20 protein-coding genes and 1 pseudogene are annotated in these 24,366 nt (G+C 74.6%); 13 read left to right on the plus strand and 8 right to left on the minus strand.

Annotated elements, in window-relative coordinates; all coding sequences use genetic code 11:
* Positions 1-180: 180 nt before the first annotated feature.
* Complete coding sequence (locus CFP66_RS43190) at positions 181-1,026, minus strand: glycosyltransferase family A protein (RefSeq protein WP_158228440.1); 846 nt, start codon at positions 1,024-1,026, stop codon at positions 181-183.
* A 294-nt stretch (positions 1,027-1,320) separates the two neighbouring features.
* Here CFP66_RS43190 and CFP66_RS43195 point away from each other — a divergent pair, with 294 nt between their 5' ends.
* From CFP66_RS43195 to CFP66_RS43210, 5 genes are all read left to right on the plus strand, one after another.
* Positions 1,321-2,313, plus strand: a complete 993-nt coding sequence (locus CFP66_RS43195) for a glycosyltransferase family 2 protein (RefSeq protein ID WP_094931186.1) — start codon at positions 1,321-1,323, stop codon at positions 2,311-2,313.
* Between the two features lie 136 nt (positions 2,314-2,449).
* Positions 2,450-2,827: a hypothetical protein gene (locus CFP66_RS43200; RefSeq protein ID WP_143517595.1), complete on the plus strand. Its 378-nt coding sequence runs from the start codon at positions 2,450-2,452 to the stop codon at positions 2,825-2,827.
* A 97-nt stretch (positions 2,828-2,924) separates the two neighbouring features.
* Positions 2,925-4,412 carry a lipopolysaccharide biosynthesis protein gene (locus CFP66_RS47670; protein WP_143517596.1) on the plus strand — a complete coding sequence of 496 codons (1,488 nt, stop codon included), beginning with the start codon at positions 2,925-2,927 and terminating at the stop codon, positions 4,410-4,412.
* Positions 4,413-4,828: 416 nt separating this feature from the next.
* Positions 4,829-6,652 (plus strand): hypothetical protein, encoded by a 1,824-nt coding sequence (locus CFP66_RS43205; RefSeq protein WP_143517597.1) that lies wholly within the window; start codon positions 4,829-4,831, stop codon positions 6,650-6,652.
* A 1-nt stretch (position 6,653) separates the two neighbouring features.
* Complete coding sequence (locus CFP66_RS43210) at positions 6,654-7,043, plus strand: hypothetical protein (RefSeq protein WP_094931189.1); 390 nt, start codon at positions 6,654-6,656, stop codon at positions 7,041-7,043.
* Positions 7,044-7,229: 186 nt separating this feature from the next.
* On the opposite strand, the gene CFP66_RS43215 is transcribed toward CFP66_RS43210, so the two are convergent.
* A complete protein-coding gene (locus tag CFP66_RS43215; RefSeq protein ID WP_094931190.1) occupies positions 7,230-8,726 on the minus strand; it encodes an NAD-dependent succinate-semialdehyde dehydrogenase in 1,497 nt (498 codons plus the stop codon).
* Between the two features lie 101 nt (positions 8,727-8,827).
* Here CFP66_RS43215 and CFP66_RS43220 point away from each other — a divergent pair, with 101 nt between their 5' ends.
* On the plus strand, positions 8,828-9,997 hold the full coding sequence (locus tag CFP66_RS43220) for an acyl-CoA dehydrogenase family protein (protein ID WP_198962074.1): 1,170 nt from the start codon (positions 8,828-8,830) through the stop codon (positions 9,995-9,997).
* A gap of 8 nt (positions 9,998-10,005) precedes the next feature.
* Complete coding sequence (locus tag CFP66_RS43225; RefSeq protein WP_158228441.1) at positions 10,006-11,025, plus strand: acyl-CoA dehydrogenase family protein; 1,020 nt, start codon at positions 10,006-10,008, stop codon at positions 11,023-11,025.
* 5 nt (positions 11,026-11,030) lie between these two features.
* Here CFP66_RS43225 and CFP66_RS43230 read toward each other — a convergent pair whose 3' ends face one another.
* Positions 11,031-11,465, minus strand: coding sequence for a MarR family winged helix-turn-helix transcriptional regulator (locus tag CFP66_RS43230; RefSeq protein WP_094931192.1), 435 nt, complete (start codon positions 11,463-11,465; stop codon positions 11,031-11,033).
* Positions 11,466-11,637: 172 nt separating this feature from the next.
* Here CFP66_RS43230 and CFP66_RS43235 point away from each other — a divergent pair, with 172 nt between their 5' ends.
* Complete coding sequence (locus CFP66_RS43235) at positions 11,638-12,159, plus strand: FAD-dependent oxidoreductase (RefSeq protein ID WP_233160207.1); 522 nt, start codon at positions 11,638-11,640, stop codon at positions 12,157-12,159.
* Positions 12,160-12,202: 43 nt separating this feature from the next.
* Positions 12,203-12,727, plus strand: a pseudogene (locus CFP66_RS49700) (SDR family NAD(P)-dependent oxidoreductase); the annotation flags it as partial.
* A gap of 72 nt (positions 12,728-12,799) precedes the next feature.
* Here the strand turns inward: CFP66_RS49700 and CFP66_RS43245 are convergent.
* On the minus strand, positions 12,800-15,487 hold the full coding sequence (locus CFP66_RS43245; protein ID WP_158228442.1) for a nitrate- and nitrite sensing domain-containing protein: 2,688 nt from the start codon (positions 15,485-15,487) through the stop codon (positions 12,800-12,802).
* A gap of 327 nt (positions 15,488-15,814) precedes the next feature.
* Here CFP66_RS43245 and CFP66_RS43250 point away from each other — a divergent pair, with 327 nt between their 5' ends.
* On the plus strand, positions 15,815-17,107 hold the full coding sequence (locus CFP66_RS43250) for an ABC transporter substrate-binding protein (protein WP_094931195.1): 1,293 nt from the start codon (positions 15,815-15,817) through the stop codon (positions 17,105-17,107).
* Positions 17,108-17,113: 6 nt separating this feature from the next.
* Here CFP66_RS43250 and CFP66_RS43255 read toward each other — a convergent pair whose 3' ends face one another.
* Positions 17,114-17,569 carry a pyridoxamine 5'-phosphate oxidase family protein gene (locus tag CFP66_RS43255; protein ID WP_094931235.1) on the minus strand — a complete coding sequence of 152 codons (456 nt, stop codon included), beginning with the start codon at positions 17,567-17,569 and terminating at the stop codon, positions 17,114-17,116.
* A 239-nt stretch (positions 17,570-17,808) separates the two neighbouring features.
* Complete coding sequence (locus CFP66_RS43260) at positions 17,809-18,918, minus strand: NAD-dependent epimerase/dehydratase family protein (protein WP_233160208.1); 1,110 nt, start codon at positions 18,916-18,918, stop codon at positions 17,809-17,811.
* Between the two features lies 1 nt (position 18,919).
* On the opposite strand from CFP66_RS43260, the gene CFP66_RS43265 reads away from it, so the two are divergent.
* On the plus strand, positions 18,920-20,071 hold the full coding sequence (locus CFP66_RS43265; protein ID WP_198962075.1) for an NAD(P)/FAD-dependent oxidoreductase: 1,152 nt from the start codon (positions 18,920-18,922) through the stop codon (positions 20,069-20,071).
* 123 nt (positions 20,072-20,194) lie between these two features.
* On the opposite strand, the gene CFP66_RS43270 is transcribed toward CFP66_RS43265, so the two are convergent.
* Entirely contained in the window at positions 20,195-21,016 is an 822-nt protein-coding gene (locus CFP66_RS43270; protein ID WP_369805280.1) for a UbiA family prenyltransferase, read from the minus strand.
* 25 nt (positions 21,017-21,041) lie between these two features.
* Here CFP66_RS43270 and CFP66_RS43275 point away from each other — a divergent pair, with 25 nt between their 5' ends.
* Positions 21,042-21,734, plus strand: a complete 693-nt coding sequence (locus CFP66_RS43275; RefSeq protein ID WP_233160209.1) for a methyltransferase domain-containing protein — start codon at positions 21,042-21,044, stop codon at positions 21,732-21,734.
* Positions 21,735-21,762: 28 nt separating this feature from the next.
* Entirely contained in the window at positions 21,763-22,821 is a 1,059-nt protein-coding gene (locus CFP66_RS43280; protein WP_233160210.1) for a type III polyketide synthase, read from the plus strand.
* Between the two features lie 9 nt (positions 22,822-22,830).
* On the opposite strand, the gene CFP66_RS43285 is transcribed toward CFP66_RS43280, so the two are convergent.
* Complete coding sequence (locus CFP66_RS43285; RefSeq protein WP_094931198.1) at positions 22,831-24,312, minus strand: bifunctional 3-(3-hydroxy-phenyl)propionate/3-hydroxycinnamic acid hydroxylase; 1,482 nt, start codon at positions 24,310-24,312, stop codon at positions 22,831-22,833.
* Between the last annotated feature and the right edge of the window lie 54 nt (positions 24,313-24,366).

Raw genomic sequence — 24,366 nt, forward strand, 5'->3', positions numbered from 1 at the left:
TCCGATGCCTCAAACGCTACGTCGCCCGCGAGGTCTACACCGCCCTAACCCACAGCCACCAAGATCTTCAGATCACGGGTTGACTTCCATAGGAGCATCGGGGGTGGTGGCCCCACCACCCCCGCGAGTCGGGCGCCGGGTGTGCGTGGGTCGCTTTTCAGGCAGCGCGTGGGGCGTCGTTCAGGCCGCGTCGCCGCGGCTCGCGACCTTGGAGATCGTGTAGAGCGCGCGCCGCCGGGCGCGTCCGGCGGGGGCCAGCATCCGGCCGACCGCGAGGTCGAGGCCGCGCACCTGGAAGTAGGGCGAATCGCCCAGCTCCTCGATCAGCATGCGCTGCTGCTCGTAGATCTTCTCCTCGTTGTTGGACGAGACGGTGCCGCGCCCGATGCGGAAGGCCGCGAGGGTCTCCGGCAGTCCGAGGAAGTCGCCGAGCTGCAGCAGCCGCAGCCACAGGTCGAGGTCCATGATGTAGGGCCGGTCGGTCTTCCAGCCGCCCACGGTGAAGAAGTCGTCGCGGCGGAAGAGCACGTTGTTGGATTCGCCGATCGGGTTCGAACCGTTGCGGACCACTCGGCGCGCCACCTCCACCCCGGTGCGCACTCCGACGAGTCCGGAGAGCCCGCGTCGTGGCACGATCACCCGGCTCTGCTCGTCGATCATGTGGCGGCGGGCGGCCACGACGGCGAGCCCCGGGTCCGCGTCCATCGGCGCGACCTGCAGCTCGAGGCAGCGCGGGTGCAGCAGGTCGTCGGCGCAGACCACCTTCACCAGCGGGGCGCGCGACAGCTCCACCACACGGTTCCAGTTCTCGGCCTGGGGGAGCGTCTCGCGGTTGCGCTCGATGCGGATGCGCGGGTCGCCGAAGGAGCGGGCGATGTTGCCGCTCTGGTCGGTGCTCGCGTTGTCCAGCACGACGACCTCGAAGTCGCGGTAGGTCTGGTCGAGCACGCTGCGGATCGTCTCGGCCAGGAACTGCTCCCCGTCGTAGACCGGGAGGCAGATGGAGACGCTGGGAATCGGCAGCACCCGAGGACGGTACCGCTCAGGCGGAGACCGGCGGTCACCACCCGGCCGGGGGACCAGAGGGCGCGATGACCATCGTCCGTCCGTAGAGTGCGGACGATGGTGCAGGACCACCCCGGCCGGATGCACATCACGGACGCGCCTGGAGAACTGGGCGCACCCTCGCGAGCGCGTACCGTAACGCGATGGGGGCCCGTGGAGATAAGCCTTGTGACGACGAAGGTCACCAGCGGCAGCTACGGGCAGAGTGAGTCAGACGGCGCGAGCGACCGCTGAAGCGGTGGGGGGAGAACGGCGATGCAGCGGAACGGCAACCCGCGGGTGTCCGTGGTGGTGCCGACCCGGAACGAGGCACGGAACCTTGAGGTGGTGCTGCCGGCTATCGCGGCAGTGCGACCGGCGGTGCACGAGGTGATCGTCGTCGACGGCAACTCCGTCGACGGGACGATCGACACCGCCCAGCGGGTCCTGCCATGGGTCAAGGTCATCACTCAGACGCGCAAGGGCAAGGGCAACGCGATGGCGTGCGGCTTCGCGGCCGCAACAGGGGACGTCATCGTGATGTTCGATGCAGACGGCTCGGCGGATCCCGCCGAGATACCGGCGTTCGTACGGGCACTGATCGCGGGTGCCGACTTCGCGAAGGGGAGCAGGTTCGTCCGCGGCGGGGGCAGCGACGACATCACCCTTCTGCGCAAGTCGGGTAACGCCGGGCTGAACGGCGTGGCCAACGCGCTGTTCGGCACGTCCTACACCGACCTGTGCTACGGCTACAACGCATTCTGGGCCGACATCCTCCCGGTGCTCGACCTGCCGCCGATCGAGATCTCGGCACCTGCCGACGGCTCGATGCTCTGGGGCGACGGGTTCGAGATCGAGACCGTGCTGAACTGCCGGGTGGCGGCCGCCGGACTGAAGATCACCGAGGTGCCCTCCATGGAGCGGGAGCGCATCTTCGGGCAGACCAACCTCCGCACGTTCGCCGACGGCACCCGCGTGCTGCGCACGCTGGCCGCCGAGCGGCGGCGGGCGTCGCGTGGGCGCGCCGAGCGCGTGCAGGTCGAGGAACAGGCTCGTGCGCTCACCCCGGTCGGAGGTATCCCGGTCGTTCCGCCTGCCCCGCAGGCGGGTCCGCCGGCCACTTCGCAGGAGGCGTCCGCGGGCCGTCCGGTTCCACAGCCGCGGACGGGCGGCCCCGACGCGGCACCGCAGCCGCGTCACGAGGGGCCGGCCCGTGAGCAGCGTGACGGGGTGACCCTGCGGCTGGCGCTCGAGGAAGAGGCGTCCTGAGGCCGGCCTGAGGGTCGGTTCAGGGAACGCCACTAGACTCCGACGTCAGCCGGCACGCCGGCGGGTCCGGTGGAAGACGTGCAGGTGATCGCAGCGCGAGGGAGCGTGCGGTCCGGTTGACGAACGGAGCCAGACGGTGAGCATGCCCTCGAACGCCGTGCTGACGCGCGCGCGGGTGGCGCGCCGCTACGTGGCACTGGTGCTGGTCGTGGCAGGCGTCGCCGCGTGCGTGTTCAGCGTGATGGGCACCACCGGCGGCGTCCTGGGCGATCTCCGGTTCGTCGCCACCGTGGGGTTCCTGATCCTCGGTCCCGGCTGGGCAGCCGCGGGTTTCCTGCGGCGCGCGCCCGCGGCGCACGTCTGGCTGCTCACCGTCGGGGTCGGGGTGGCCGTCACGCTCCTGGTCGGCCAGATCATGGTGAGTTCCGGGATCTGGCGGCCCGACCTCGCGCTCTACACGATCACGGTCCTGAGCGTCCCGTTCCTCCTGCGGCACGCGGTGGTGGCCCAATGACCGCTCGCCAGATCCTGCTGTCGGTCGGGGTGCCGTGATCCGACGGCACCCCACGCCGCCGCCGCCGAGCCCTGGCCCGGCGATCCCGCATCCAGCGGTGCCGACGTCCGCGTCGCCGTCCGCGGAACCCGGAACCGGCGTCCTGCACCAGGCGACGGTGCGCCCCGACCACCGCGGCCGCACTCACCCCGATCCCCGCCTCGACCCGCCCACCGAGGCCTTCGACCCGGGAAACGCCCGCACCGAGCGGCTGCGTGAGGTGCCCGACGACACCGATCGTTTCCCGGCCGTACCGGCTGCGGAACCGCAGGCGCCTGCCGAGCCGGCCGAGCGCCGCTCCGACGGGCTCGCGCTCGCGCTGTGCTCGTTGCTCGGCTCGCTCGCGGGCTTCCTGAGCTGGCTCGTCGCCGCGCGGATCATGACGACCACCGAGGTGGGCAACGCGCAGCTGGTCGTGTCCGCCTTCATCCTGATCGGCGGAGCCGCCCAGCTCAACATCGGCATCGGCCTGATGCGCTGGCTCCCGCAAGCGGGCCGCTACACGGGCCGGCTGAGCTGGCGGGCCCTGCTGCTGGTCATGCCGCTGTCCGCCGTCGTGGGGCTGGTGTACGCGCTCATCACGCCGCGGCTCGCCACGATCTCGGCGGGCGTGGGTGGGTCTCCCGGCCTCGGCATGCTGATCTTCGTGCTCGCCTGCGCGGGGTGGGGCGCGTTCGCCCTGCACGACTTCCTGCTCGTCGCGGTGGGCAAGCCGTGGTGGGCGGTGTGGCGCAACGGGCTGTTCGCCGTGGTGCGGATCGCCCTGCTGGTCGCCTTCGGGATCGCGGGCCTCGGCGCCTACGGCGTCGTGCTGTCGTGGGCCGGCCCCCTCGTCGTCGGCACCGTGCTCGGGTCGGTGCTCATCGCCGTGCTCACGCGGCGGATCAGCGCCCGGGCCGACGGGGGTGTGCTGCCCACCCGCGCCGAAGCGGTCGCCTTCCTCGGCCCCACCGCGGTGTCGCAGATCGGGGCGGCGCTGCTGTACAACCAGGTCCCGGTCATGGTCAACGTCCGGTTCGGGCCGGAGACCGGCGCGGTGTTCTTCATCGCGTGGCAGGCGGTCATGGTCATCGACCTCGCCGCGGCGTTCTTCATGAACTCGCTGGCCGTGGCCGTGGCTCGGGAGCCGCACCGCAAGGCCGAGCTGGCCGCCGCCGCGCGTCGCAGACTGCTGGTCCTGTTCCTGCCCGCGCTCGCGGTCGGCGCGGCACTCGCCACGCCGCTGCTCTCGATCTTCGGCGGCGCGTACGCCGAGGGCGACGACATACTTCGGCTGCTCCTGCTGGGCCTGGCCTTCCGGCTCGTGGTGGCCCACGAGCTCGGGGTGCGCCAGGCCGTGGGGTGGGCACTGGGATTCGCCCGGCTGCAGCTGCTCAGTACGGTGCTCGTGCTGGTGGTGGCGATCGTGGTGCCCGTGGCCGGGGGCGGTGTGACGGCACTGCTGCCCGTGGCGATCGGGTACATCGTCGTCCAGGTGGTCTGCGTGGCCGCCGTCCTTGCCTTCCCGGCCAGCCGCCGGGCCGACGTGGAGGTGCCTTCGCCGTGACTTCGACAGACCGCGGCGGCGGACGTCCGGCTGATCCGGCCCGGTCCCGGCCGTCCGACGCCGCACCGGGACCGCCCGGAGCGCGCGGGGACGCGGCGGCGCGCGCCCAGCCGGCTCGCCCGCGGCCCTCCCAGCACGCCCGTCCCGAGACCGGGCCGGAGCCGGGGCATGCGGAGGCGGGGCGGTCGCAGCACGCACGGCCCGAGCCCGCACGGCCCGAATCCGCACGACCGGACCCGCCGCGGCCACGGCCACCTCGTGACCAGCCCCCTCGAGACCAGGTCCCGGGTCCGCAGCCGCCCCGACCGCAGCCGCCCCGACCGCCGGCCGCAGGGCAGGGCAGGCCCGCGGCGGATGCGACGACCGCCCTGGCCGTCGCCGGCGGAGACGCGGCCGGGCGCACCACCGCGCTCCCGGTGCAGCGCCCGCGGCCCGCATCTCCCGCCCCCGCGCCGGCCCCCACGGACGTCGGGATCTACCGCTGGCTCTCGCCGGTCCTCGCGCTCCTCGCGGTCGCGCTGCTGCCCATCGCCGCGGCGACCACCGACCTGTCGGCGCTCGACGGCTGGGGCCTGGCCAAGGTTCTCGGCCCGGCGGCATGGGCGTCCATGCTGTTCGCGGTGGGCGCTTGCGTCGCCGAGCTGTGGTCGCCGCGCCCCCGGATCCCCATGCTGGGCACCGCTACCGGCGTGCTCATCCTGTGCTCGTACGGCATGCCGTCGGTGGTGGAGCCTGCAGCCCGGTTCTCGACCGCGTGGCTGATCTCCGGGTTCGTCGACGCCGTCGCGGGTGACGGGCAGGTCGTCGAGGGCTACGACGCCCGCTTCTACTGGCCCGCGTTCTTCGCGCAGTGGGCGTTCTTCCGGGACGCCGCAGGCGCCACCCAGCTGGACGAGGTACTGCGCTGGTTCCCGCCGCTCGTCGTCGCGGTGTGGGCCATCGGCATCTACGCGCTCGCCCGCTCGATGCTCGGTGGGCACCGGGCCCCGTGGGCCGCGGCGTGGCTGTTCCTCGGGCTGAACTGGATCGAGCAGGACTACTTCTCGCCGCAAGCCACCGGCGTCGTCCTGATGCTGACGGTGCTGACGTTCGCCCTCGGCCCGCTGGCCACCCGCCGCACGGACGCCGCCGGCGTGCCGGGCTGGCCCAAGCCGCACGCCGACTCGAAGCGGCTGATCCTGCCGCGCCGCTGGCTCGTCGCGGCGATGACACCGCCGAACCGGCCCACACTGCCTCCCCGGCAGTTGCTGCTGATCTACCTCTGCTCCGCGCTGTGCCTGATCGCGCTCGCCCCGTCGCACCAGCTCACCCCGTTCGCGATCATCGGGCAGCTGGCGGTGCTCGCGGTCGTCGGGCGGTTCCGCGGCCGCGGTCTCGTCCTCATCGGGCTCCTCGCGGTGGGCGTGTTCATCCTCATCGCCGCGCGGGGCTTCTGGGTGAACCAGCTCAGCATGATCACCGGCGGCGACGCCGAGGCGGGCGCACTCGAGGCGGGTATCGCGGACCGGCTCGCGGGCGACACGGGCCAGGTCGTGGTCAAGGTGCTGCGCATCCTCGTGCCCGGCCTGACCTGGCTGCTCGGGATCGTCGGTGCCTGGATCTACTGGCGTCGCCGGCGCGACCTGGCGCCGATCGCGCTGGCCGCGGTGCCGATGGGGTTCGCGGCGCAGGGCTACGGCGGTGAGGTGTTCCTGCGGATCGTGCTGTTCGGCCTGCCGATCCTCGCGATCCTCGGGGCCGACGCGCTGCGCGCCGTCGCCCGGTGGAAGCGCGGGATGGAGTACGTGCTCGCCGTCGGGATGGCCGTGCTGTTCGCCTCGATCATCCTCATCCGGGGCGGCAACGAGTCGTACATGGTCGTGTATCCCGACGAGGTGGCGATGGCGCGCGAGGTCTACGCCACCACACCACCGGGGCTGGAGGTCGTGCCGCTGGTCAGCGGTGTCGGTCCCTACGCCGTCGACGGCATCGACACCCACAGCCGTGGCAACAACGTCGAGGGCTGCAGCGACCTCGTGGACGACCCGCTGCGCTGCGTGGACCTCCAGGATCCGGACGTGATCGTCACGTTCGACTCCACCGAGGCCTACGGCCGCGACCTGCTGGAGAAGCCGCCGGGTTGGTCGCTGCAGGTCGTGCAGCAGATCGTCGCCACCGAGGAGTACGTGATCACGTACCAGAACGGGTACGACGTCGTGCTGCGCAAGGCGGAGCTGTCGGCCCCGCCGGCGGGAGGTTGAGATGATCTACGAGCGGCTCGACATCGTGATCTGGGCGGCCACTCTGCTGGTGTTCGCCCTGTTCGGGGCGCGGGCGTGGGCGGTCGAGACGGCCGGGGCGCAGCTCTACCGCACCGCCCCCCGGGTGCGGGTGCTGACCATCGGGGCGTGGCTGGCCGTCATCGCGCTCGCTGTGCTCCTGGCGGTGCAGGGCGGCGTCCTGCTGGTGCAGTCGATCATCACCCGCACCGATCCGTCCGAGGTCGTGACGGTCGTGCCCATCAACCCGCCGCCGGCCCCGCTCGTGGACCCGAACTTCCCGCCGCCGGCGGTTCCCGCCGATCCGAACGCGCCGGCACCCGCCGACACCGGTGGGGCGCCGCCGGCAGACCCGGCAGCGCCGGGCGGCTGAGCCGCCCGGCGACCGGCCGCTCCCCGCGCCGCGTTCGGGCTTCGCGGCATGATCAGCCTGAGTCGTACGCCAGGATCCTTGCGACGGCGCTCCTGTACTTCTCGCCCGCCGGTCGCCGAACGCCGGTCCGGCGGCGATCGGCGTCCCGGGGTGGCCCCGCCCGGGTCGCGAGCGGGGCCGGTCGGGTCACTGGCCGCCGAAGCCGATCGCCACGTACTTCGTCTCCAGGAACTCCTCGATCCCGACGCTGCCGCCCTCGCGGCCGAGGCCGGACTCCTTGATGCCACCGAACGGGGCGGCCGGGTTGGACACCAGGCCGGTGTTGAGCCCGATCATCCCGGCCTCCAACCGCTCCGACACCCGCAGGGCGCGGGTGATGTTCTCCGTGTACAGGTAGCTGACCAGGCCGTACTCGGTGTCGTTGGCCGCGGCGACGGCGTCGTCCTCGTGGTCGAACACGCTGATCGCAGCCACCGGCCCGAAGATCTCCTCGGACGTGAGGCGGGCCTCCAGCGGCACTTCGGAGAGCACGGTGGGCCGGTAGAAGTAGCCCGGCCCGTCACCCGGCTCGCCACCGACGTGGACGCGCGCACCGCGGCCCACGGCGTCGCGCACGAGCTCCACGACCTTGTCGCGGCCCTTCGCGTCGACGAGCGGGCCGACCTGCACACCGTCGTCGGTGCCCCGGCCGACGGTGAGCGCGCCCATCCGCTCGGTGAGGCGGCGGGCGAACTCCTCGGCCACGCCGCGCTGCACAAGGAACCGGTTGGCGGCCGTGCAGGCCTCACCCATGTTGCGCATCTTGGCCAGCATCGCGCCCTCGACCGCCTTGTCCAGGTCGGCGTCGTCGAAGACGAGGAAGGGTGCGTTGCCGCCCAGCTCCATCGAGGTCTTCAGCACCTTCTCCGAGGCCTGCTCCAGCAGCAGCTTGCCGACCGCGGTGGAGCCGGTGAACGACAGCTTGCGGGCGCGGCCGTCGCGGATGAGCGGCTCCATCACGCCGCCGGCGTCGGAGGTGGTGACGAGGTTCAGCACGCCGTCGGGCAGCCCGACCTCGGCGAGGATCGCGGCGAGCGCGTGCATCGACAGCGGGGTCTGGGCTGCGGGCTTCAGCACGATGGTGCAACCGGCCGCGATCGCGGGGCCGATCTTGCGGGTGCCCATGGCCATGGGGAAGTTCCACGGCGTGATCAGCAGCGACACACCGACCGGCTGCTTCTGCACGAGGAACCGGCTGGCGCCGTTGGGCGCCACGGCGTAGCCGCCGTCGATGCGCACCGCCTCCTCGGCGAACCAGCGGAAGAACTCCGCGGCGTAGGCGACCTCGCCCCGGCTCTCGGCGAGCGGCTTGCCCATCTCCAGGGTCATGAGCAGCGCGAGGTCGTCGATCCGCTCCATGATCACGTCGTAGGCGCGGCGGAGGATCTCGCCCCGTTCCCGGGGCGGCATCGCGGCGAAGGACTGTTGGGCGGCGGCGGCCGCGGCGAGCGCGTCCATGCCGTCCTCGGGGCCGGCGTCGGCCACCTCGCAGAGCGTCTTCCCGGTGGCGGGGTCGTCGACGGTGAGCGTGCGACCCGACGTGGCGGGGCGCCAGGCCCCACCGATGAACAGGCCGGTGGGGACCGCGTCGACCACCCTGGCCTCGTCGGCGGTCGCGCTGCTGGTGGCGGCGGAGTTCGTCATGGCCGCGATGCTGCCATCGTGCGTCTGCCGACGCACCACCCCGTGGCCACGATGAAGTGCTGTGCGGTGCCGACGGGCCCGATGGCGCAGGATGTGCAGGCGTGAGCGCAACGCTGCACCGGCTGCCCGAACTCGTGCCACCGCCGACCGAGCTCCCACCGCGGGTGGCCGCGCTGCGGGCCGAGGTGCGGGCGTTCCTCGAGGAGGAGCGGGCCGCGCAGCTCTGGGTGCCCCGCGCGGATGCGTGGCTGTCGGGCTGGGACGAGCGCTTCACCCGGGAGCTGGGGCGGCGCGGTTGGCTCGGCATGACGATCCCCCAGGAGTACGGCGGGCACGGCGCCTCGCCGCTGGACCGCTACGTCATCACCGAGGAGCTGCTGGCGGCGGGCGCGCCGGTGGCGGCGCACTGGATCGCCGACCGGCAGATCGGCCCGACGCTCATGCGGTTCGGCACCGACGTGCAGCGGCGCCGCTTCCTGCCGGGCATCGCCGCGGGCGAGGTGTACTTCGGCATCGGGATGAGCGAGCCCGACGCAGGCTCCGACCTGGCCGGTGTGCGCACGCGGGCGGAGCGGGTGGACGGTGGGTGGGAACTCACCGGCACCAAGGTGTGGACGTCCGGCGCGCACCACGCGCACGCGTTCTTCGCACTCGCCCGCTCGGCGCCCCGCGACGAGCGGCACCGCCACGCCGGGCTGTCGCAGTTCATCGTGTTGCTCGACTCGCCGGGCGTGCAGATCCGCCCGATCCGGCTGCTCACCGGGGCCCACCACTTCAACGAGGTCGTGTTCGACCGCGCCTTCGTGCCCGACGACATGGTGCTCGGCGAGATCGGCGCGGGCTGGCGGCAGGTCACCGGCGAGCTGGCGTTCGAGCGCAGCGGCCCCGAACGCTTCCTCTCGACGTTCCCGCTGCTGGCGGCGTTGGTCGGCGAGCTCGCCGGCACCCGCGGCGCCGAACGCGAGATCGGTGGGCTGGTCGCGCGGCTGTGGACGCTGCGGCGGATGTCGCTGGCCGTGGCCGGATCGTTGGAGTCGGGGGAGGCACCGGAGCTGGCCGCCGCCGTGGTCAAGGACCTGGGCACGCGCTACGAGAACGAGGTGATCGACGTGGCCCGGCTGCTGGTCGCGACCCCGCCCGACCCCGGCGCCGGCAGCGGCTACGCCCGCCTGCTGGCCGACGCCGTCCTGCACGCACCGGGGTTCACCCTGCGCGGCGGGACGAACGAGGTGCTGCGCGGCATCGTCGCGCGCGGGATGGGGCTGCGCTGATGGCATCGGTGAACACCGGAGTGAGTGCGGAGCTGCAGGAGCTGGCGGAGTCGGTCTTCGGCGACGCGGCGTCGCCGGACACCGGGTTCGACGCGGCGCTGTGGAGCACGCTGCAGGAGACCGGTCTCGCCCGGCTGACGCTGCCCGCCGCCGCGGGCGGCAGCGAGGGCACGGTCGCCGACTCCGCGGTGGTGCTCGCCGCGGCCGGCCGGCACGCCGCGCGGGTGCCGCTCGTCGAGACCGACCTGCTCGCCGGTTGGCTGCTGCAGGCCGCGGGCCTCGACGTGCCGGACGGGGTGTTGACGGCGGTCGCGGGTGATCTCGACGTGAACGGCGGCCACGCCCGCGGGGAGCTGCGCCGGGTGCCGTGGGCGCGGGCCGCGGCGGCGCTGGCGGTGCTCACCCCCACGCAGGTCGTGCTGCTCGGGCCGGAGGCGCTGACGGTCACGGACGGCGCCAACCTGGCGGAGGAGCCCCGCGACGTGGTGGTGGTCGACGGCCCGGTCACCGCGGTGGCGCCGGCACCGGACGGCGCGGCGGGAGAGCTGCGCGTGCGCGCCGCGCTGGGACGCGCGTCGTTGCTCGCCGGCGCGGCGTCCGGCGCGCTCGCCGCAACGGTCCGGTACGCGGGGGAGCGGGTGCAGTTCGGGCGCCCGATCGGACGGTTCCAGGCGGTGCAGCAGCAGCTGGCCGCCGCCGGGGCGGAGCTCGCCGCCGCGTCGGCGGCCGCGTCCGCCGCAGCAGGTGTCGCCACGGCGGACGGGATGGCCGCGGGTTCCACCCGGTTCGCCGTGGCCGCGGCGAAGGCCCGGACCGGTGAGGCCGCGGGCGTCGTCGCCCGGACCGCGCACCAGGTCCACGGCGCCATCGGCTTCACCCGCGAGCACGACCTGCGGCTGTGGACCACCCGGCTGTGGGCCTGGCGGGACGAGGACGGCTCGGACGCCGAGTGGAACGCGGAGATCGGCGCCGCGGCGCTGGCCGCCGGACCCGCGGGCTTGTGGCCGCTGATCGCCGGTTCGCCCTGACGCGGTCAGGGCGCGGGCACCCCGCCGAGGCGCGCCTCCATCGCCTCGGCGAGCCGGGTGAGCGTGGAGAGCGCCGCCGCGCGTTCCGATCCGAGCCCGGCCAGCAGGTGGGCGTGGGCAGCGAGCTCGCGCGGGAACAGGTCGTCGATGACGTCCTCCCCGCCCGGGGTGAGGCCGATCAGCGCCGTGCGCCGGTCGGCCGGGTTGGCCGTGTGTGCGACCAGGCCCCGAGCCTCCAGCTTGGCCAGGGTCTTGCTGACCCCGGCCCGTGACATCCCGAGGTGGGCGGCGAGCCGCGCCGCGGTGAGTGGCGGCTCGGCGTGGCGCAGCGGTACGAGCAGCTGAACCTCGGCGGTGGTCAGCGCGGCGCCCTGGTAGAGCGGCTTCACCGCGCGGTCGAGAACCGCGGTGATCCGGTTGACGAGGGCGACGACCTCCATGGGCGAGGTGTCCAGGTCCAGGGTTCCTCGTGCACCGCGGATCCGGGCCCGTGCTGGCGACGCGCACGGTCCTGGTCGCTACCGGACTGCGCGACGAGTTGCCCGACGCCCCGGGGTAGGGCAGCTGTGGGGCGGCGACGTCGCGCACTGCCCCTACTGCCACGGCTACGAGGTGCGTGACACGGCGATCGGCGTGCTCGGCGGCGAGAACCGGCCGTTCACCCTGCACCAGGCGCAGCTGGTGCGGCAGTGGTCCGACGACGTCGTCTTCTTCCCGCACCGGATCGTCCTGACCGACGACGAGCGAGCCCGGTTCGATGCGCGCGGCATCCGGGTCGTCGAGGGGGAGGTGGCGCGGTTGACCGTCGCGCAGCACCGCCTGCAGGGCGTGGAGCTCGTGGACGGGCGCACGGTGGCCCGCACCGCGGTGTTCGTGGGCCCGCGCTTCGTCCCCCGGGACGACGTCCTCACCGCGCTGGGTTGCGTCCTCGGCGAGAACGGCTGGGTGCAGGTCGAACCGACGGGACGCACCAGCGTGCCAGGCGTGTGGGCCGCGGGAAACGTCGTCGACTCGCCCGCTCAGGTCGCGAGCGCCGTCGGCGCTGGGGCGAGTGCGGCGATCTCGCTGAACCACCACCTGCTCGCGGAGGACGTCGAGCGGGCGCTCGCCGCCCGGAGTCACAGCGTCGGCTGACCGGAGCGTGCGTACCTCGCGCGTGCCCGGGGAAGGTCGGGGCATGGACATCGATCTCAGCGGGCGCACCGCACTCGTCACCGGTTCCACGCAGGGCATCGGGCTCGCGATCGCCGGCGGGCTCGCCGCGGCGGGTGCGGGCGTCGTGGTCAACGGGCGCACCGCCTCCCGGGTGGACGCGGCCGTGGCACGGTTGCAGGAGGAGCGTCCCGGCGCCGACGTGCGGGGCATCGCGGCGGACGTCGCCGACGCCGACGGTGCGGCCGAGCTCGTGGAACGACTGCCGCACGTCGACGTCCTGGTCAACAACCTGGGCATCTTCGGGTCCCGGCCGGTGCTCGAGGTCGACGACGACGAGTGGCGGCGCTACTTCGAGGTGAACGTCCTGTCCGGGGTGCGGCTCACCCGCGCCTACCTGCCGGGCATGATCGAGCGCGGCTGGGGGCGGGTGCAGTTCATCTGCAGCGACTCGTCGGTGGTGATCCCGGCCGAGATGGTGCACTACGGGGTCACGAAGACGGCGCTGCTCGCCGTGTCACGCGGGTTCGCCAAGGCCGCGTCCGGCACCTGCGGGTGGACGGCGGCTACGTCGACGCGATCCTGCCGTAGTACCGCCACCGGCCCCAGGCGGAGGCCGGGGTCAGGAACCGTCGCCCTCGGGGCCGGGCCGGTCCACCCGTCCCTCGCGGATGCCGCGCTGGAACGTCGTCAGCCGCCCGCGCACCGCGTCCGCGTCGCGGGTGGACTCGGCTGCCGGGGTGCCTGCCGGGCCCGCGCTGCCCGGGAGCAACCGGCTGCGGGGCACCCGCTTGGGCAGGCCCGCTCTCGTGACGCTGCTCTCGGTGTGCGTCGTGGCCGCGCGGGCCGCCTGCCAGAGGCTGTCCGCCGCGCTGGCGAAGGCCGCCGGGTCCGGACCGGACGAGGCGCCCGCGCCGACCGCCACGGGGACCGCCTCCGTGGCCGTGGCGCCGGAACCGGCGGAGGCGGTGACGTGGAACCACCCCGACGTGACCTCCGCGAAGATCGGCGTGATGTCGCCGTCGTCGAAGGGGCCGTTCGCGAAGGGGCCGTTCGCGAACGGGTCGCGCGGACGAGGCTCATCGGGGTCGGGCAGCGACGACGGGGGCACGAGCGGCTCGAACAACGCGGCCCCGTCCAACTCCGGGGGAGAATCGGGAACCGGCGCCGGTAGGGCCGCCACCACGGGCAGCCGCAGCGTCTCGGCGCCGACGGAATCCTGCTCCGGCACCCCGCCGGAGAGCGCTGCGGCGGGCTCGCGCCTGCCACCGTCGGTGCCGTCCGGGATCACGATGCGCGCGGGCAGCGGGGGCGCTGCCTCGAACCGCGACCACAGGATCTGGTCGGGCTCGCCCTCCCGCTCGCCGACCAGGTCTGCCGGCACCGTCACCCGCGCGGTGATGCCGTGCGCGCCCGTGGTGGGCCCTCGTGACGGCCCCATCGAGTCGGTGAACAGCCCCACCCAGACGCCGTGCCGGTTGGCGAGCTTGCCGACCACGAACAGGCCCATCTGTTGCGACGCCGCCACAGTGGCCGTGGCCTCGCTCGGGTTGCGCAGCCGGTCGTTCAGCGTTGCGAGCTCGCCCGCGGACAGGCCCGGCCCGCTGTCGAAGATCTCCACCAGGATCGAGTCGTCCCGGGCCCGGCTGCAGCTCATCACCACCTGCGTGTCGGTGGGCGAGAACCGGGTGGCGTTGTCGAGCAGCTCGGCGAGCAGGTGCTGGATGTCGTTGGCCGCCTCCCCGACGAACACGGCGTCCGGGCAGCTCTGCACGTTGACGCGCGGGTACTGCTCGATCTCCGACACCGCCGCGCGCAGCACGTCCAGCACCGGCATGGGGTCGGTGGCGTCCCGCTCGACCTCCGTGCCGGCCAGCACCAGCAGGTTCTCGCAGTTGCGCCGCATCCGCGTGGCCAGGTGGTCCAGGCGGAACAGGTCGGAGAGCTGCTCGGGGTCGACCTCGCCCGCCTCGAGCTGCTCGATGAGCAGGAGCTGGCGATCCACCAGCGACTGGCTGCGGCGGGAGAGGTTGACGTACATGGCGTTGACGTTGTTCTGCAGCGTGGCCTGCTCGGCCGCCAGCTTGACGGCTTGCGCGTGCACGGCGTCGAAGGCCCGCGCGACCTGGCCGACCTCCTCGCGGGTGACGACCGGCACCGGGTTGACGTCGACGTTGGGCACGGAGCCCTCGCGCATCCGCCGCACCGCGTCGGGCAGCCGCTCCTGGGCCACGAGGATGGCGCTGCGGCGCAGCGTGCGCAGGGAGGCGATCATCGCCCGTGCGACGAGCCCGACGATCGCGGCAGCCAGCAGCAACGCGACGATCAGCACCGTGACGTTGATCCAGGCCTCGGCGATGGCGCTCTGCCGGCGCTCCGCGGCGGTGATGCGCAGCTCCGCGCGGACCCCCTCGCCCGCGGCGTCGAGCTCACCGAGGAACCGGCTGTAGACGTCGGCGACGCGGACGACCCCGACGCCCTCCGGGGCCCCGCCCGCGGCGATCACCGATTCCACGAGCGTGTCGCGCTGGGCGTTGGCCGACCCGGCGATGAGGCCGCTGTACCTGACGCGCTGCGCGGCGTCGAGCGCCACGCGGAACTCGGCGAGGCCGCTGTTCAGGCGCGCCCCGCTGTACTGCAGGTCGGCGGCCAGCGGCGCGGGCAGCGGGCCCCGCACCGCGATGGCCAGCTGGGCCTGCTGCAGGGTGGCCTCGTTGCGGGCGGCGTCCATGCCGGCGAGGCTGTTGGCGAGCCCCAGCACCTCGAGGGTGTTGACGTTGCGCAGCAGCGCGCTGTCGAGCTGCACCAGCTGTTCGAGCAGCTCGGAGTACCGGGAGATCACCGCGGTGGCCGGCGCGGTGGAGCCGGTGACGATCTCCCGCAGCCCCGGGAGGCGCTCGAGGGCCTGCTCCGCCTGCCTGCGCACCAGGTCGAGCCCCGCGACGTCGTCGATGCGCAGGCCGGCCAAGGCGTCCTGGCCCTGCGCCGCGCGGTGGTCGACCGACTCGATCACGCGCTCCAGCGCGCGGGCGTCCACCCGGCCGTTCGCGACGAACTCCGCGGCGCGGTAGCGCTCCCGCTCCACGTCGACGATGAGGGAGGACACCACCCCCTGGACCCCGACGAACCGAGCGACCCGGTCGCGCTCCTCGGCCTCGGCCGTCTGGTCGGCTATCCGGAAGACACCCAGCGTCACGGCGAGTAGCAGGGGGACGAGCAGCACGACGGAGAACTTGACGCGCAGACTCCAGTGCTGCGGCGACCGCCACGCGAATCGGCCGCGCGGCGGCGGACGAGTGTCCCTGGTCACGTCGACATCTCCACGCCTGGGGGGAGCGCGCGGCGCGGACGCCGCGGTTCGGTCGCCGCTGTTCACAGCCCCCTACGTGCAGCCGTGATCAGCGGTTGTCGCAGTGTAGCCAGGTCTGTCCGCTCAGGTGAGAGATCTGTTACACAGTTGCGCTGAATGGGCCTGGAATACTGCGCTGAGTCACTGTACGTGTACGTGGAGGTCCCCTACACGGTGCGCGCTCCGTGTTGACAGTGCGCTGCGTGCCGATGATGCTGCGCTCCGCAGACGATCACGCGAACGGCCACCTGGCGAGCGAGGTCTCCACGGCGCCCCAGGGGAGGCAGCATGCGTCGGCTGGATCGCCGCCGCTTCCTGAAAGCGGTTGCAGCGACCGGCACCGTCGCGGTGGCAGGCGCCTGCGCGTCCGGCCCGCCGGGTGCCGCCGCCGCCTCACCCGGGTCGGCCACCGTCCGGATCGGGTTCGTCAGCCCCGAGACCGGTGTACTGGCTGCGTTCGGCGAGGCCGACCAGTACGTCATCGCCGCCTTCCAGGAGCACGTCGCGCGCAACCCGATCCGGATCGGTGGCCGCAGCCACTCCGTGGAGGTCCTCAAGCGCGACAGCCAGTCCGATCCGGACCGGGCGGCCGACGTCGCTGCGGACCTGATCCTCAACGACGAGGTCCACCTGATGCTGGTCTCGTCCACACCCGACACCACCAACCCGGTGAGCGACCAGTGCGAGGCCGGTGGCGTGCCCTGCGTGGCTGCGGCCACCCCCTGGCAGCCGTGGTCCTCCGGGCGGCAGGCGCCCGCGTGGAGCTACCTGTTCTCGTGGGGGCTCGACGACGTCGAAGCCGTGTACGCCGGCATGTGGGACCAGGTGGTGACCAACCGCACGGCCGGCGCGCTGTGGCCCGACGACCCGGACGGCCTCGCGTGGGCGAACCCCAACACCGGCGTGCTCCCGGGCCTGACCGCGCGCGGCTACTCGATCGTGAACCCCGGCAACCACGTCCCCGGCACGCAGGACTTCTCGGCGCAGATCGCGGCGTTCCGCGACGCGCAGGCCGAGGTCTTGTTCGGCGTGCCCGCCCCGGCCGACTTCGCCGCGTTCTGGGGACAGGCGACGGATCAGGGCCACCGACCCCGGATCGCGACGCTGGGCAAGGCGCTGCTGTCCCCGTCGGACGTGGAGGCGCTCGGACCGCTCGGGATGAACCTGGGCACCGAGGTCTGGTGGTCGCCGGGCCACCCGTTCACCTCCTCGTTGACCGGCCAGAGCGCGGCAGCGCTCGCCCAGGCCTACAGCGCGGCGACCGGGCGGCAGTGGACACAGCCTCTCGGCCACGCGCACGCGCTGTTCGAGGTGGCGGTCGCGGCGCTGGCTTCGGCCGGCGCGGTCGAGGACCGCAGGGGCATCGCCGACGCGATCGGGCGGCTGCGGCTCGACACCGTGGTCGGACCGCTGGACTGGACCGCGGGCCCGGTGCCGAACGTCGCCACGACGCCCCTGGTCGGCGGCCAGTGGCGGGCGGGCACCGCGAGCCCGTTCGAGCTGGTGGTCGTCAGCAACCCGGGGCACCCCGAGATCCCCCTCGCCGGCGCGGTCGAGCCGCTGCCGACGGCCCCGTCCTGACGCCCGTCAGCCGGCGAGCTTGCGGAAGTCCCAACTCGTGATCTTGTCCGGGACCAGGCGCAGCCAGGCGTGCCGGCCGTCGTGGTGCACCGTGCCGCCGGTGTAGCGGTCGGCGAACAGCTGCTCGGGGCCCTCCAGCTCCGGCGCGGCTGCACCGGTGCGCGGCACCTCCCCGACGACCTCGACGCGCCCGCGCAGCTCGACGCCGCGCAGCTGGTCGTAGTCCTGCCCGGCGTCGACGACGACGGCGACGCGCGGGTCGCGTTGCAGGTCCGCCCAGCGCTGGCTGCGCACCACCGAGGTGAGCCACAGCGCGCCGCCGTGCCAGGCGAACCAGAGCGGGGTGGCGTGCGGCCCGTCCGGCCCCACGGTGGCGACGCGGCAGGTGCGCTCCTCGGCGAGGAAGCCATCGACCTCCGCCGCTGTCATCGCGATCCGCCGACCCCGCCGCTGCTCCCGCACGGACACCGACGCTACTGCCCCGCGCGAGGTACGCACACCCGGACGGCGACTCGCGGGGCTGAAACCCCGACTCGCGGGGCGTGGGACCCCGACTCGCGGGGCTGGGACCCCGACTCGCGGGGCGTGGGACAGCGACTCGCGGGGCGTGGGACAGCGACTCGCGGGGCGTGGGACCGCGACTCGCGGGGGCCCCGCGAGTCGGGGCTGGGGGCGCGTGTGTCGCGGGCTCGGGACCGGCGTCAGGGGAGGCGGCGGGTGTCGATCGGGTGGCCGCGGCCCACGGCGGCCAGCTCGGCGCGCGCGGAGCGGCGGCGCAGGGCCGGGCTGGCCGTGGCCGCGCGGTCGGCCATGCCGGCCAGCACCTCGCGCAGCGCCTCGTCCGCCGGCACCCGCGGTTCCCAGTCGAGCAGGTGGCGGGCCCGCGTGCTGTCCAGCAGCGGCACGGCGAAGGCGAGGTCGAGCCAGCCGGGGTCGACCGGTTGCAGCCGCAGCCTCCACGCCGCCGCGGCGGCGCCGCGCAGTGCTCGCGCCGGGAGGTGGACCGCACGGGCGCCGAGCACGGCGGCGATCACGTCGCGGGTGATCGGAGGGTCGGCCGCGAGGTTGAACGCACCCGTCGCCCGCCGCTCCAGTACCCGCACCACCGCGTCGGCGGCGTCGGCCGTGTGCATCAGCGGGACGGCGAGACCGCGGTCGAGCGGCAGCAGCGGTACGTGGCGCAGCAGCGCCGCGGGGACGTACGGGGGCACGGAGTAGCGCAGCAGCGCGCTGCCGATGCCCCGCTGGACCATCAGCCCGGGCCGTATCCGGGCCACCGCGGTGCCGGAGGGATGGCTGCGCTCGTGCTCGTCGAGGATCCGCTCCGCGGCGGCCTTGTGCCTGCTGTAGGGCGACGAGGCGATGCCCTCGGTCGGCCACGACTCGTCCACCGGCTCCTTGGGGCCGGGCGAGTAGGCGCCGAGCGAGGACATGTGCACCAGGTGCGGTACGCCCGCGGCCTGCGCGGCCCGCACCACTGCACGGGTGCCGTCCACGCCGAGCCGGCCCAGGTAGCCCGGGTCGTGGGAGGGCTGGAAGCCCCAGGCCAGGTGGACGACCGCGTCGGCGCCGGTCAGCACCGGAGCCAGTGCCTCCGCTCCGGTGTCGGCGAGGTCGAGCGCCACCCAGCGCACGCCGGCGTAGGGCGGACCCGCGGGCGGTGGCCGCCGGCAGACGCCCACGATCTCGTGGTCGGTGAGCCGCCGCAGCAGGGCCGTGCCCACGTTGCCGCTGGCACCGGTGATGACGATCCGCACCCCCCGCAGGTGCCCGCGGCAGGCGTCGGCAAACCGCGAGGGGTAGAACCGCACCGTGGACGATCTCGTCGACGTCGCCGTCGTGGGGGCCGGCCCGGCCGGGAGCGCCGCGGCGCTGCGCGTGCTGCAGCTGCGCCCGGATGCCCGCGTGCTGCTGCTCGACGCCGCGACCTTCCCCCGGGACAAGACCTGCGGGGACGGGATCGCCGCTCACGCGCTCGACCTGGTCGAGGGGCTCGGGGTGCCCGGCGTGTCCGCGCTGGGCCCGCCGGTGCCCAGGCTGCGGCTGCGCAGCCCGGGTGGGCGGGTGGTCGACCGCCTCTGCGCCCGTCCCAACCGGGTGGTGCGGCGGACGGTCTTCGATGCGGAGCTGGTGGCCGCAGCCACGGCACGCGGGGCACGCCTGCACCGCCACCGGGTGCGCCGGCTCGAGGTCCGGGCGGACCGCGTCCTCGTGGACGACGTCGCCGCGGCTCGCGTGGTGATCGGTGCCGACGGCGCCAACTCCGTCGTTCGCCGCCTGCTCGGTGCCCCCGGCGCGCCACCGTCGACGGTTGCGGTGGCCGTGCGCGGGTACGCGCCGGTCACCCTCGACCCGGACGCGCTGGTGATCGAGTTCGCGCCCGGCCCCTACCCGGCCTACGCGTGGTCGTTCCCGCTGCCGGGAGGTGGCGCCAACGTCGGGTACGGGGTGTTCGACCGGCGCGGCGGCGGGTCGCGCGCCGAGCTCGTCGAGGCGTTGCGCGCGCTGCTCCCCGGTCAGGAGCCGGACCCGGCGACGGTGCGGGGTCACCACCTGCCGCTGTCGACCGGGCCACGCCACCAGCCCGACGGGCGGGTGCTGCTGGCGGGTGACGCGGCCGCGCTGGTCAACCCGCTCACCGGCGAGGGGATCTTCGATGCGCTCGCGTCCGGAGCGCTGGCCGGGCGCGCCGCGCTGCTCGGTCCGGCGGCGGGGGCGGCGCACCGGGCTGCCGTGCGCCGGGCGTTCCACCGCCACCACGTGCACGCCGGGATGCTGGCCCGGCTGCTGCGCCACTCCCGCTTCCTCGACGCCGCCGTGACCGCGGCGGCGCGGCACCAGTCCGTCTTCGACGCCGCGGTCGACCTCGGCCTGGGCCGCGGCACCGCCCCGGCCCACGCGCTCGCCCGCGTGGCGCTGACCTACGCCACCCTGCGGCGTCCACCGGCGCGCCCGGCCGCCTGACCCTGCCTCCAGACCGCGACACACGCACCCCCTCGCCCCGACTCGCGGGGGGAGGGGGAGGGGGAAGGAGAACCCCCGCGAGTCGGGGTCCGGGTGTAGGTGAGTCGGGGTCTGCCGGCGCTGTCAGGAGGAGGCGACGAGCAGCAGCAGGACGGCGAGGGCCGCGGTCACCAGCACGGCGCGGAACGGTGCCCGCGATCCGGGCCGGCGTCCGGCACGGAACCCGGCCGCGAGCACCAGTGCCGCGACCAGGGGCACCGACCACGCGAGCACGGTTGGCAGCGGGGCGGCCACGCCGAGCACCACCGTGGCGGCGAGCAGCAGCAGCCCGGCCGCGGCCCGGCTGCCGGCGGCACCGAACCGGTGCGGCAGTCCGCGCACCCCGGTGGCGGCGTCGTCGTCCAGGTCGGGCAGCACGTTCGCGAAGTGGGCGCCCGCGCCGAGCAGCGCCCCCGCCGTCGGCAGCCACCACGGCACGGGTGCGCCGGGAATGCCGAGCAGCACGAACACCGGCAGCAGCCCGAAGCACACGAGGTAGGGCAGCACGGACCAGCGCGTGGCCTTCACCCCGAGGTCGTAGGCCCACCCGGCGCCCACGGCCACCAGGTGCACGACCCCCGCGAGCGCGCCGGAGGCGAAGGACAGGGGCACGCACACCACCGCGGCGACGGCGGCGGCGACGCCGACGGTCCGCACCGTGACCGCCCCTGCCGCCACGGGTTTGTCGCTGCGCCCGACCGCCGTGTCGCGCCCGGCGTCGAGCGCGTCGTTGAGCCAGCCGATCGACAGCTGCCCGGCGAGCACGGCGGCCGCGACGAACAGCACGCCGCGCGCGTCCCGGCCCGCGGTCACCGCGAGGGCCGTGATCATCGCGGTGACCGCGACCGTGGGCTCCGGGTGGCAGGCGCGCAGCAGCGCGAGCGGGGTCGCGACGGCGCGCAGCACGCGCCCAGTCTGGCAGCCTGCAGTGGTGGCCCGCGCCCGCAACGACCCGGCCCAGTACGACGACATGGCCGGGCAGTGGTGGTGCCCGCGCGGGCCGTTCGCGATGCTGCACTGGCTCGCCGCCGCCCGCGGGGCCGTGATCCCGCCGCCCGTCCGGGAGGGCGCGGTGCTGGTGGACCTCGGCTGCGGCGCCGGCCTGCTCGCCCCGCACGTGCGCGGCTACCGGCACATCGGCGTGGACCTCACGGCCTCGGCGCTCGCCCAGGCCGCCCGGCACGGCGTCGTCCCGGTGCGCGCCGACGTCACCGCGGTGCCGCTCGCCGACGGTTGCGCGGACGTCGTGGCGGCGGGGGAGATCCTGGAACACGTTCCGGACCTGCCCGCCGTCGTGGCGCAGGCCTGCCGGCTGCTGCGACCCGGTGGCCTGCTGGTGATCGACACGATCGCGGCGACGGCGCTGGGCCGGTTCGTCGCGGTCACGCTCGCCGAGCGGGTGCCCGGCGGCGCGCCGCCGGGCATCCACGACCCCGCCCTGTTCGTCGACCGGGCCGAGCTGGTGCGCGAGTGCGCCCGCCACGGTGTGGCGCTGCGGCTGCGCGGCATCCGCCCGTCGGCGCCCGGGCTCGTGCGCTGGCTCGCCCACCGCGGCGAGACGGTGGCGATGGTGCCGGTCCCCACCACAGCGGTGCTCTTCCAGGCGGTCGGACGCCGTGGTTAGCGCCGGCGCGGGTGGGGGAGCCGGAAGCGTGCAGCACCCCTCGGCGTACGTGGCGGCGATCGGCACCGCGGTGCCCGGCGGGCCCATCGAGCAGGGACGGCTGTGGGACGGCTTCTTCGCCGCGCACTTCCGCGGTGACCGGGCTGCCGAGCGGATCTTCCGCGGCGCGGGCGTGCGGCGCCGCCACGCCGCGGTGAACCCGCTGCTCGAGGACGTGGGCGGGTGGTCGACCGCGCAGCGGATGCGCCGCTACACCGCGGAGGCGCTCCCGCTGGGGAAGGAAGCGGTGTCCGCCGCGCTGGACGCCGCCCGGCTGCGCCCCGACGAGGTCGGGCTGTTCGCCGTCGTCTCGTGCACGGGCTACGCCACGCCCGGCCTCGACATCCACGTGGCCGCCGACCTCGGCATGGCCGCCGACGTGCAACGGCTCGTGATCGGGCACATGGGCTGCTACGCCGCGATCCCCGGGCTGGGCGCCGTCTCCGACCACGTCACGGCGCGGGGCCGCCCCTCCGTGGTGCTGTGCCTCGAGCTGACGTCGCTGCACATGCAGCCACCGGCGCCGGACCGCGGCCAGGTCGTCTCCCACGCGCTGTTCGGCGATGCGGCCGCCGCCGTCGTGGTGGTTCCGGGCCCGCCGCCGGTGGGGGGACTGGAGGTCGTCGACGTGGCCGCGCTGACCGACCCCGGCACCGCCGACCACATGACGTGGGACGTCACCGACCTCGGCTTTCGGATGGGGCTTTCACCGGAGGTGCCCGCGGTGCTCGCCCGCCACGTACGCGGCATGATCACGGGCCTGCTCGGGCGGCACGGGCTGACCCTCGACGACGTGGACGGATGGGCGGTGCACCCCGGCGGCCCGCGGATCCTGAGCACCGTGGCCGAGCAGTTGCCGCTGCCCGACGGTGCGCTGGACGCGTCGCTTCGGGTGCTCGCCGAGCGCGGCAACTGCTCGTCGAGCACCGTGCTCCTGGTCCTCGACGAGCTGCGCGCCGGCGGGCGGCCCCGCCCCGGGCGCCACGCCGTGGCGATGGCCTTCGGGCCGGGGCTCACGCTCTACGCGGCGCTGCTGCGGGCCGGCTGAGGGCGGGGCTCAGCGCGGACTGCTCGCCTGCACGATCCGGTCGGGGCGCACGAGTGCGGCCGCGGCCCGGCCCGCGGCCAGCCACTCCCGCAGCACGCCGTCGTCGGTGACGTCGATGCCCAGCCGCACGGTGCGCGCGCCGAGTTCCCGGGCACGGGCAGCCAGCGCGGCGTCGGGCTCACCGTCGGTCACCAGCGCGTAGCCGTCGCCGAGCACGTCGTCCAGCGGGGTCGGCCCGCGTTCGACGAGGACGGTGGGCTGCGGGCAGGGGGTGCCGGGCAGATCGGCGCGGTGGCGGCGCCGGTCGACGAGCGGCCCGGCCGGGTAACGGGTGGCGATCCCGCGCTGCGCACGCCCCCGTACCCCGGGCACCCGCAGCAGCAGCCCGGCCAGCGGGCGGCGCAGCGCGGCCGTGGCGTGCGGCCCGCCGGTCAACGCGCGCCCGACGCGGACGGCGCCGCGGATCACCGCCTCGACGTGCGGCGCGCGCTCGCGCTCGTAGGTGTCCAGGAACCCGGGACCGGCGCCGCGCAGCGTGGCGGCGAGCTTCCAGGCCAGGTTGTGGGCATCGCGCAGGCCGGCGCCCAGGCCCTGACCGATGAACGGGGGCATCAGGTGGGCCGCGTCGCCGAGCAGGAGGACCGGTCCGGACCGCCACCGGTCCGCGATGCGCGCTCGGAACGTGTACGCGGCGGCGCGCACCACCTCCAGCTCGGTGACCGGCACGCCCCACGCGGCGGTCAGGCGGGAAAGCTGGTCGGGCCGGGCCAGCGCATCGGCCGACTCGCCGGGGTGCATCCGGAACTCCCACCGGTAGCGGTCGCCGGGCAGCGGCAGGAAGGTCGCCGCCCGGCGGGGGTCGCAGACCTGGTCGACGCCGCCCCACGTCGGGATGCCGGATCGGCAGCGGACGTCGACGACGAACCAGCGCTCGTCGAACCGCAGGTCGCGCAGCCCTGCGCCGACCGCGGCCCGGACCGTGCTGCGCGCACCGTCGCATCCCAGCACCACGGCGGCCCGCACGCGTTCGGTGCCCTGCAGCCCGTGCAGCACCGCGCCCACCGGTCGCCCCTCCTCGATCCCGACCAACTCGCAGTCGGTCCGCAGCGTCACCAGGGGGTGGCGGTGCAGCGCCGTGCGGAGCGCCGCATCCAGGTCGGGCTGGTCGAAAAGGTTGGACTGCGGGTACCCGTGCACACCCGGCCCGTCGCGGCGGAACTCGGCGAAGGGGCGTAGCCGCGCGTCCAGCAGTCGAAGGCCGGTCGCAGGCCTGCTGAGGCCCGCGAAGACCGCCGCGAGCCCGACCTGGGCGAGGATGCGAACCGCCTCGTCGTCGAGGTGCACCGCTCGCGGGCCCGGGTACGGCCGGGGTTCGCGGTCGACGACCGTGCTCGCCACCCCCAGGCGGGCGAGCAGCAGCGCCGCCACGCTGCCCGTGGGGCCCGCGCCCACCACCAGCACGGGCACCGGCGCTTCCTCGTCCACCGCCATTGCGTCCACCCTCCACCGTCACCCGAACGGCCCTGCGCTACTCCGATCGTGGAT

It is taken from the genome of Pseudonocardia sp. MH-G8, assembly GCF_002262885.1.
Classification (GTDB): Bacteria; Actinomycetota; Actinomycetes; order Mycobacteriales; family Pseudonocardiaceae; genus Pseudonocardia.

What these genes read in the sequence shown, in the direction of transcription:
- CFP66_RS43230 (WP_094931192.1), bottom strand. Translation starts at nt 11,465, where the DNA reads ATGGAGGTCGTCGCCCTCGTCAACCGGATCACCGCGGTTCTCGACCGC.
- CFP66_RS43250 (WP_094931195.1), top strand. Translation starts at nt 15,815, where the DNA reads ATGCGTCGGCTGGATCGCCGCCGCTTCCTGAAAGCGGTTGCAGCGACC.
- CFP66_RS43215 (WP_094931190.1), bottom strand. Translation starts at nt 8,726, where the DNA reads ATGACGAACTCCGCCGCCACCAGCAGCGCGACCGCCGACGAGGCCAGG.
- CFP66_RS43210 (WP_094931189.1), top strand. Translation starts at nt 6,654, where the DNA reads ATGATCTACGAGCGGCTCGACATCGTGATCTGGGCGGCCACTCTGCTG.
- CFP66_RS43195 (WP_094931186.1), top strand. Translation starts at nt 1,321, where the DNA reads ATGCAGCGGAACGGCAACCCGCGGGTGTCCGTGGTGGTGCCGACCCGG.
- CFP66_RS43285 (WP_094931198.1), bottom strand. Translation starts at nt 24,312, where the DNA reads ATGGCGGTGGACGAGGAAGCGCCGGTGCCCGTGCTGGTGGTGGGCGCG.